Annotated in this window: 12 protein-coding genes; 9 read left to right on the top strand and 3 right to left on the bottom strand. The window is 65.5% G+C overall.

The genetic code is table 11. The features are described from left to right. Window positions 1–777, top strand: a 777-nt coding sequence (locus ACFHPP_RS29750; protein ID WP_437166849.1) for a hypothetical protein, incomplete at its 5' end; no start/stop codon positions are given. Window positions 778–1,041: 264 nt separating this feature from the next. On the opposite strand, the gene ACFHPP_RS29755 is transcribed toward ACFHPP_RS29750, so the two are convergent. After that, window positions 1,042–1,530: a hypothetical protein gene (locus tag ACFHPP_RS29755; RefSeq protein ID WP_437166850.1), complete on the bottom strand. Its 489-nt coding sequence runs from the start codon at window positions 1,528–1,530 to the stop codon at window positions 1,042–1,044. A gap of 130 nt (window positions 1,531–1,660) precedes the next feature. Between ACFHPP_RS29755 and ACFHPP_RS29760 the strand changes: the two genes are divergently transcribed. Beyond that, window positions 1,661–2,050 (top strand): response regulator transcription factor, encoded by a 390-nt coding sequence (locus ACFHPP_RS29760; RefSeq protein ID WP_437166851.1) that lies wholly within the window; start codon window positions 1,661–1,663, stop codon window positions 2,048–2,050. A gap of 48 nt (window positions 2,051–2,098) precedes the next feature. Here ACFHPP_RS29760 and ACFHPP_RS29765 read toward each other — a convergent pair whose 3' ends face one another. Together ACFHPP_RS29765 and ACFHPP_RS29770 are read right to left on the bottom strand one after the other, a co-directional pair. Continuing rightward, the gene (locus ACFHPP_RS29765) at window positions 2,099–2,227 is read right to left on the bottom strand and encodes a hypothetical protein (RefSeq protein WP_437166852.1); all 129 of its coding nucleotides are present in this window, start codon (window positions 2,225–2,227) and stop codon (window positions 2,099–2,101) included. A gap of 363 nt (window positions 2,228–2,590) precedes the next feature. Further along, entirely contained in the window at window positions 2,591–2,977 is a 387-nt protein-coding gene (locus ACFHPP_RS29770; protein WP_437166853.1) for a thermonuclease family protein, read from the bottom strand. Between the two features lie 454 nt (window positions 2,978–3,431). Between ACFHPP_RS29770 and ACFHPP_RS29775 the strand changes: the two genes are divergently transcribed. The 7 genes from ACFHPP_RS29775 to ACFHPP_RS29805 all read left to right on the top strand — a co-directional run bounded on the left by ACFHPP_RS29775 (window position 3,432) and on the right by ACFHPP_RS29805 (window position 7,427). Next, a complete protein-coding gene (locus tag ACFHPP_RS29775) occupies window positions 3,432–3,950 on the top strand; it encodes a hypothetical protein (RefSeq protein WP_437166854.1) in 519 nt (172 codons plus the stop codon). 160 nt (window positions 3,951–4,110) lie between these two features. After that, a complete protein-coding gene (locus ACFHPP_RS29780; RefSeq protein ID WP_437166855.1) occupies window positions 4,111–4,308 on the top strand; it encodes a helix-turn-helix transcriptional regulator in 198 nt (65 codons plus the stop codon). Window positions 4,309–4,515: 207 nt separating this feature from the next. Further along, complete coding sequence (locus ACFHPP_RS29785; RefSeq protein ID WP_437166856.1) at window positions 4,516–4,671, top strand: hypothetical protein; 156 nt, start codon at window positions 4,516–4,518, stop codon at window positions 4,669–4,671. Window positions 4,672–4,699: 28 nt separating this feature from the next. Beyond that, entirely contained in the window at window positions 4,700–5,209 is a 510-nt protein-coding gene (locus tag ACFHPP_RS29790) for a hypothetical protein (RefSeq protein WP_437166857.1), read from the top strand. 11 nt (window positions 5,210–5,220) lie between these two features. After that, window positions 5,221–6,288 carry a hypothetical protein gene (locus ACFHPP_RS29795; protein ID WP_437166858.1) on the top strand — a complete coding sequence of 356 codons (1,068 nt, stop codon included), beginning with the start codon at window positions 5,221–5,223 and terminating at the stop codon, window positions 6,286–6,288. Further along, window positions 6,285–6,677: a hypothetical protein gene (locus ACFHPP_RS29800; protein ID WP_437166859.1), complete on the top strand. Its 393-nt coding sequence runs from the start codon at window positions 6,285–6,287 to the stop codon at window positions 6,675–6,677. The genes ACFHPP_RS29795 and ACFHPP_RS29800 overlap by 4 nt, the downstream gene beginning before the upstream one ends. 63 nt (window positions 6,678–6,740) lie before the next feature. Next, window positions 6,741–7,427 carry a hypothetical protein gene (locus ACFHPP_RS29805; RefSeq protein ID WP_437166860.1) on the top strand — a complete coding sequence of 229 codons (687 nt, stop codon included), beginning with the start codon at window positions 6,741–6,743 and terminating at the stop codon, window positions 7,425–7,427. Window positions 7,428–7,429 lie beyond the last annotated feature (2 nt).

A 7,429-nucleotide genomic window follows, 5' to 3' on the forward strand; every position in this document is an offset into this window, starting at 1 on the left:
CAGAAGCCGAGGAACGCACGGGATGAGCGAGCAACAGAGGTCCACGCCGGCTGTGCAGCGCAAGCGCCCATCGACCGCAACATGGATTGCTGTCCTGATCGTCGGCTTCATCTTTGCAATGCTTTGGTTAGGTGCCCTTTCACGCGCTCTGTACGACGGGAAGCCTATGCACTTGATCGTCCTGACCATCATCGCGGCGTGGATCGGGTCTTTTTGGCCGCGGCGATAGAGGCAATGGGGTTGCTTATGACGGATCAGCAAACAAACGGGCGCGGTCCGCCTGCATCGAAGAGTTTGAAGTGGGAGGTCTGCCTGCACGAGGCAGGGCATGCGGTGGCACTATGCGAAATTTTCCGTCGGCATCCGGATTGCATTGACGCAGGGGCACAACGAACGGAGCTTTGGTCAGGACAGCTTGAGGACTTGTGCGATGACCGGAACGCACAGCGGCGAGCCGCATACTATGCCGCAGGTCGCGCTGCTGAGCGGCTCGCTGTTGTATGCCGAGCGCTACCTGACGACTTCAATCCAGAAGTTGGCTATGGAACCTCGTCTTGCGCGTGCAGTGACGCGACGGAGGTAGATAAGCTTACGCGGCAGTTTGTTGTCGACGATGAAGTAGCGTTCGCCAGCGCGGCCCGTTGTGTCGTCGATCGTTGGCCAGATCTGCTGCGGCTGGCATGCGCACTTTGGGCTCGAAACGTCCTTGATGAAGGCGAGATTGCCGAAATCCTGCCAATCCGCGACGCCTTCGAGACGGTTTCTTTCAAGGTGTGATCTTCATCAACGCGCGGTTGACACCGCGCGGGCGGCTGGTGTCGCAACTCTTCCCGGCCAGATCGTGTCGGTGCCGAGCCTCCTCCTCCATTTAGGGAACCCTGCGCCCAGCAGCGCTGGCAGATGCAGACGCTCGCCCCCAAGCCGACGCCACCAAGTCGCGCCGGCCGACGGTGCGGACGCGACAGCCGCAGGGCAGCCGCGTCCGCCACGTCGCGCGCCAGGAGGCGAACGTGAAGGGCGGCGCCATGTCCGCGGGCATGTTCAGCCCCAGGTCCGGCCGGAGACCGGGCGCCGGAGGATCACATACCCGCTGCGGAGAAGCTGGTTCACCAGTTCGCCCGCGGCGACCTGCGCCGTGTACTCGTGGCCCGTGCGCCTCGCCTTGCCCCGGTCATTGAACCGCATTGCGTAGGCAAGGCTGTCGGCGACCTCCTCCGGGGTCACTGGCCGCAGCGGTTCGCCCTCGTGCTCGACAGGTTCCTCGGCGGCCAGATGCGCGCCGGCCTCGCGCAGGATGTCCACCACTGCGGCATCGATGACGCTGGCGGGCAATGCCGGCTGCATCCCACGCCCAAGGCCGCGCGCTTCGGCTGCGGCTTCCCCAAGGCTCCGGCGGCGGGTGCCGATGGCGCTGGTGACGACTTCCCGCATGCGCCGGCGGACTTCGGGATCGACGGGGCCGGGTGCATCCATGCCGACAGCATGTTCTAGTTTTGTTCTGACAGCAAGGGCGAGGAATGCCGGATCCATGACGGCGGCGGTAACATCGCCTCGCGCACTCGGCCGCTAAGAGCAACGTGATGACAGCAAAAGCAAAGAGGCCGCTATCAAGGTGCGCTCTGCTTCACCCTTTCATCCCTAGGTAGCAAGGCGCCTACCCATGCCCGATATCCGCGTGCTTGTGGTTGACGATGACCGCGTCCTTCGGGGCTTGTTGGTCGACGTGATCAATTCCCAGCCCGATTACAGCGCCGTTGGCGCGAGCACATTGGCGGAAGCAGAGGCCGCCATTGGCCCGGCGCGCGACGGTTTCAACGCTATTTTGCTCGATCAAAACCTGCCGGACGGCGAAGGCGGCGAGCTGTGCGAGCGTCTCCGGCGCGACGGCATGACGATCCCCATCATCATCATGACCGGTGCTGCGGACCTTCTGGCCGGGGTCTGGAGCCGTGCGATGGGCGCCAACGACCACATCACCAAGCCGGTGCGGATGCGGGAGGTGATTGAACGCATTCAGTTCCACCTGCTCTACCCGTACACCGTTCCTTGACCATTCTGGCGTCGGGAGCACGCGGGGAGGGGAGCATGGTCGTTGCGCCTAGGGCGCGATGTTGGGCGCCTGCTCCTGGTGCGCGTGCGGCGCGCCAGGCTCTTTCGCGATCATCCGTGCATAGGCCATGACGGCGGTGCGGCGTCGATCGGACAGCATGCCCCAAAGGCCGATCAATTCGGCAATCTCCGCTGCCGATGGTCGCGCGAATGCAGGCCCGTCAAGTTGTGCAGCTTCCAAACGCTCGCCCTCTACTAAAGATCTTGCGACTGTCGTCTAGCGGAACGTTCTGCCGAGTCGCAACAGACTAGAGGTTGAGGACGGACCGTCGTCTACAGGGATCATGTAGAGCCTAGGCACGCATCGGCGCGGAGAAGGCGGCTCAGGCGCGCGGCGACGTTGCCCCGCATGGTGGCGCCCGAAGCAAGGTCCGAGGTGCAGACCTTGGAAAGCCGACGCTCGCGGATATCGGACTGCCGAGCAACGCACCCGCGAGATGAAGCGTCTCGCGGAGGCCGGCGAGGCAGGCAAGGCCGGCCATCAGCACCACCCCTCCCGCTGCCCTTGGCCGTTGTAGGGCCGTGCCAGGCCTTCGCGGATCATCACCTGCGCCAGGTCACGGCCGGCACCGTCGCGCACCACGGCCAGCGTGCGCCGGTAGCGGTCCCGCCCGCGACGTTCCAGCCAAACGCGCGGCCGCACAAGTTGACGCAGGCGGGCAGTGGCGCGGGCAGCAAGCCGTGCCTCGGCCGGGCAGCGGGCGCGACGCTCAGGCGCGTCCAGGCCCATCATGCGGACCACGACACCGGCGACGCGGATGGTGTCGCCGTCGATCACCTCCGCACGCTGGGCAGATGCGGGGCAGCACCAAAGCGTGGCTGCGAAGACGACCACGACACTGCTGAGCGTGCGTGCGGCACTATTCATCCAGGGCATCCTGAGATCGAAAGGAGACAAAAATCCGCACATGCCCCGCCGGGGTTGGGCGAATGGGGAGCGGGTCACTTGAACGGGCTGCGCGCATACCGCCGTAAGGCGCGTTTTCAGCGCGCTTCGCGACCAGGATAGCCTGGAAGATGGAGGCGCATTCGGCCCGGGTGCAGGTAAGGAAGCCGGCCCGCCGGTTGCGCGCCATGGACAGTAGCAAATCATCCCATTGGCTCAACGGCCAGTCCTCCCATGGCGCCAGACCCGAAGCGGCCGTACATGTGCCGTATCTCGCCAAAATAGCCGCCGCGTCCGCAAGAGCAATTCTGATGCTTAGAGCGCAACAATTCTATATGCTTTCTGATGGTGGGGGCGGGCTGTGGCCGGCCTCACGCGCGGATCCTCCGCCCGCGCTGCCCCTGCCAGCTACCCAGCGGAGTGCGCGGAGGCGCGGATGTCAGACGACAACAATTGCCAGGAAAACCTGAACGCTTCAGATCTGCCGAAGACGTCGCTTGCAAGGCTACTGATGGAGGAGCCTCCGGCCAGCCAGCGCGCGCACGTACTGGATAATCCTTCAGTAGCGGAATGCGTTTCTAACCTGTCAGTCGCGCGTACGCCGAACGAGTGGAACGAGGCAACGGCACACCTGGTCCTCGCCTTGCTACTAAATCAGTCTGGCGGCAGCGAGGACTGGTTTCAACGATCGAAAGACGTGTGCGACATGATCCGCCGCGGCCCGCAAAAACCGGGTGCTAATCGTCCACCGGCAAACCTACGCGCGCGGCTTGACGCAAGACTTTTCGAACACTTTGCGTCTCGCTGCCGTACGCCGGGCGAGGCTGCACGCCTTCTCATGAAATTTGACACCCGTCTCGCATACGACACAGCCCTTAAGAGAGCCGGCAGGGCGTCGCAGCGTGGCGGCTACACGTTCCCTGAAGTCGGGCAGCGGTGGCGCAGGCCCGACTGACGAAACCCCCGCGTTTATTCTCATGACGAGGCATCCACTTCGGCTTCTATAGGTCTGTCGCCCGCTGTCCCCCGGCATGGTGCCGGAATGCGGAGAGGCGACAGACATGGATCAATCTCCCGCGTACCAGCCTGACACCACGAGCCGCAGGGCACCGCCCATGCCGGAAATGGTGCCGGTGCCACACGCCCCGAGCGTATTCGGCATCTCCCGCAGCACGCTTTATCGCCTTGCGGCCGATGGACACATCCGGTTCGTGAAGCTGGGTCGGTCCACGCTGGTGGACGCCGGCAGCGTGCGCGCCTTCCTCGCCAGCCTGCCCGCCGCGCAGATTGGCCCGCAGAAGGCTGCCGCGTGATGCGTGTCGCCCTGGCGCTGCCGCTGACCGGCACCTTCGCAACGCTGCTGATCCTGGTAGCGCTGCGCCTTTCCACGACCTGAAAAAGCAAACCCCGCACGGCGTTGCCGGCGGGGCTGCGGTAGGCAGTTTGGTCTCTGAGCAAGACGAACATAGCCCTTCCGGGTCCGGCTTTCCAGCGCTGCGTGCAACTCGAAAGAGCGCCGCATGATTTCGACCACGCGCACCCTTCGTGATCACCTTGAAGCCGCCGCCGACGCCCGCCGTCGTGGCGACCTCGCCGCCGCCGAAGCGGCCGAAATACTGGCGCTGGTAGCGCTCCATTTGATGAGCCGGCAGCGGCCGGCGGAGGCGAGAGCATGAGGACCACGCTGTGTCAGGATGCCTCGCCATGAATGTCGGCGAACGCTTCGCATGGGTGCGCGCGGTCATTGCCGCGCGACCCCGGCCGACGCTGGCGCAGGTTGCGGTAGCCGTCACGCTGGCCGAGCACTTCAACGCGGATCGCGGCGCCGCATGGCCCGCGCAGCAAACCATCGGGGATCTCATTGGGCGATCCCGGCGAACGGTTCGGGATGCGCTGACGGGCTTGGAGGCGGGTGGTTTAATCTGCCGCCTGAGCGACGGCGGCCCGCAATCGAGCGCCAGGTTCGCGCTTGTCATGCCGACAGGCGGCGCCCCGTCCCGCCATCAGCGGGCGGGACGCCCCGCCATCAGCGGGCGCCCCGTCCCGCCGTCAGATGGCGCCCCGTCCCGCCCTGAACAGGTATCCCGTAGCGATAGCGTAGGGAAACCGTATGGCGCCGCTTACGCGCGCTCCGCTGACGCGTCGCGCACTCGCGGCGACCCCGTGAAACACAAAGGAAGGGAGCGGCGCCAGACCACGCCGACGACGCTATGAGCCGGAAGAAGATGGCGGCCGAACCAACCTTCGCGACAATCGCCTGCCAGTATTGGGATGAGGAAACCGACGCGCCGTATTCGCCGCGCGTCGAGGACTTGGTTTGTGCTGATGGGCGGGAAGATGCCGAGGGCTTTCTCCGCGACCACGCCGATTGGCTGAGGATCACGCACGATACCGCCGAGGCTGATGCACGGCGGCAGTATGCCGAACATGCTGGCGCCTATCTCGCTGGCATCTTCCCCAACGCACGCGTCAATCCTTCCGCCTTCAGCGCTGCGTGCGGCGAGGAATTGGGCTGCTACTCAGCCGATATCGTGCGTCTGGTGGGGCAGCGCGCACGGCGTTCCGCCAAAGCGCTGCCGCCAATCGCGACCCTGATAGAATGGGCCGAGTTGGAGGCGAAGCGGCGGCGGCGGCAAGCCAAAGCTTACGAGGATGCATTGCGCGCCTACCACGATGCGGTAGCGCGCGGGGCGAAGATGGTTGCTCAGATGGTAGGCGACTTGGCGCTGCATCTTCCGGCGGTAGATGCGGACACGCTTGCGGGCTGGTGGCGCGCAGTGACGGATTATCCGGCCGGCATCGAGCCCGTTGACAAGGCAACGGCAAGGAAGATTGCCGACCTCCGCCGGCTTCTGTCGAGCGTCCAGCGTGGGGACGAAAATGCGGCGGCGGTGGCGCGGTCCATGCTTGATGAGTTTCCCGCTTTGGACCGTGCCCTAAAGGCCGCCGAAGCCGACGACTTCGGCGGCATCGCCGACTGGTGGCAAGATCCTGCTGTAAAGGCCCACAGGGCGGCTGTTGAGCGCTGGCGGGCCGCTATAGCCAACGCAATCGCAGAACCCGTCCAGCGCCCGCCTATGCCAGTTCCTGTGCCTCATGGTTGCCGCCGTATTTGGCACGCCAAATTCGGCGAAGGCACCGTGGCCGCTGAGGACGGCGACCGGCTTGAGGTCATGTTTGATAAAGCCGGGCCGAAGTTGATCCTGGCGACCTTCGCCACTCCGATTGAGCCGGTAGGAGTGGCGGTATCAGCCGGCGGCAGTGCCAACGCGAAACCGGAGCTTAGCCAATGAGCGCCCTTGCATCTGCTGGCTCACGCCTCGCCAAGCTGCTGCCGCTGCTGGCCAGCGACCAGCCCGGCGAGGTGGTGGCAACCGCTGCGGCTATCACCCGCACGTTGGCGACGGCGAACACAGACTGGCACGCGCTGGCGGCGCTGGTGGCGAGCGAGGCGAGGTGGCAGGCGGCGCCCGCCTTCTCATTCGCGGACCTCGCCCCAAAGACGGCCCGGAAACAGATTGCGCTGCTGACTTGGCGCCCTGGCGTCACTCCGGCGGACCGTGTGCGGTTGGAACGGTGGCGGCAGTGGCTAGTCGGCAAGCCTGTCGCCACGCGGCTGCCAGCCACAGACATCGAATGGATCGACGGTTTGTGGCGTCAGGCCTTCGGCGCTGGTGCTTGATCCGAGCGCCGGCAGGGCAGGTTAGCCAAGCGATTTCGGATAATCTGGCGGAGGGGCGGTGCGATGGGCGGCTTCAACAGTGGCAGGCGCGGCGGGCTGGCGACGGTGGAAGGCTGCGCCTCGCTGGTACTGGACGTGTGCCGAGTGGTTCGCCCTGTCACGACCGAACTCCGCCGGCAGCGGCAGGGGCCGATCACGGAGCGGCAGTTAGTCGAGGCCGGAGCCAAACGGTGGACGTGGACGCGACACGATGAACAAACGCCCTGGGCCGCGGTAGAGGTGCGGCTGTCATTGCGCTGGGATCGCGGCCTAGCGCGGCTGATTTTTGACGTGGCGCACCACCACCGCCCAACCGGCCGGCAGGATCAGACGGTGTTGATGGAGGCGACGCCGTGTCGCTTTGGCGGCGTTCGGTGGTGGTGGATCTGCCCGGCGACCGGCCGCCGCTGCGCCAAGCTCTACCTCCCCAACGGCGGGCTGCGTTTCCTGAGCCGGGGGCGTGGCGCCTACCAACTCGCCTATGCCTCGCAGCGGGCGGATGACATGCAGCGCAGCCACGGGCGGCTTGCGCGGTTGCATCGGCGGCTGGGCGGGCATTACCGCTTCTGTGACGACCCGCCACCGCCGCGGCCAAAGTGGATGCGCCATGCCACCTACGGCCGCCTGTGGACCATGTGGGAAGAACTGGTTGAGCGACAGGACGCGATCTTCCTAAGCGGCGTGGAGCGACTGCTTGCTAAGGTCACGTAGCT

The sequence above is a fragment of the Falsiroseomonas sp. E2-1-a20 genome (assembly GCF_051433195.1).
GTDB lineage: Bacteria > Pseudomonadota > Alphaproteobacteria > Acetobacterales > Acetobacteraceae > Falsiroseomonas.

Bases quoted from the DNA above. Each gene is read 5' to 3' on its own strand.
- ACFHPP_RS29795 (WP_437166858.1), top strand. From the start codon at position 5,221: ATGGCGGCCGAACCAACCTTCGCGACAATCGCCTGCCAGTATTGGGAT.
- ACFHPP_RS29770 (WP_437166853.1), bottom strand. From the start codon at position 2,977: ATGAATAGTGCCGCACGCACGCTCAGCAGTGTCGTGGTCGTCTTCGCA.
- ACFHPP_RS29790 (WP_437166857.1), top strand. From the start codon at position 4,700: ATGAATGTCGGCGAACGCTTCGCATGGGTGCGCGCGGTCATTGCCGCG.
- ACFHPP_RS29760 (WP_437166851.1), top strand. From the start codon at position 1,661: ATGCCCGATATCCGCGTGCTTGTGGTTGACGATGACCGCGTCCTTCGG.
- ACFHPP_RS29755 (WP_437166850.1), bottom strand. From the start codon at position 1,530: ATGGATCCGGCATTCCTCGCCCTTGCTGTCAGAACAAAACTAGAACAT.
- ACFHPP_RS29775 (WP_437166854.1), top strand. From the start codon at position 3,432: ATGTCAGACGACAACAATTGCCAGGAAAACCTGAACGCTTCAGATCTG.
- ACFHPP_RS29805 (WP_437166860.1), top strand. From the start codon at position 6,741: ATGGGCGGCTTCAACAGTGGCAGGCGCGGCGGGCTGGCGACGGTGGAA.
- ACFHPP_RS29800 (WP_437166859.1), top strand. From the start codon at position 6,285: ATGAGCGCCCTTGCATCTGCTGGCTCACGCCTCGCCAAGCTGCTGCCG.
- ACFHPP_RS29780 (WP_437166855.1), top strand. From the start codon at position 4,111: ATGCCGGAAATGGTGCCGGTGCCACACGCCCCGAGCGTATTCGGCATC.
- ACFHPP_RS29785 (WP_437166856.1), top strand. From the start codon at position 4,516: ATGATTTCGACCACGCGCACCCTTCGTGATCACCTTGAAGCCGCCGCC.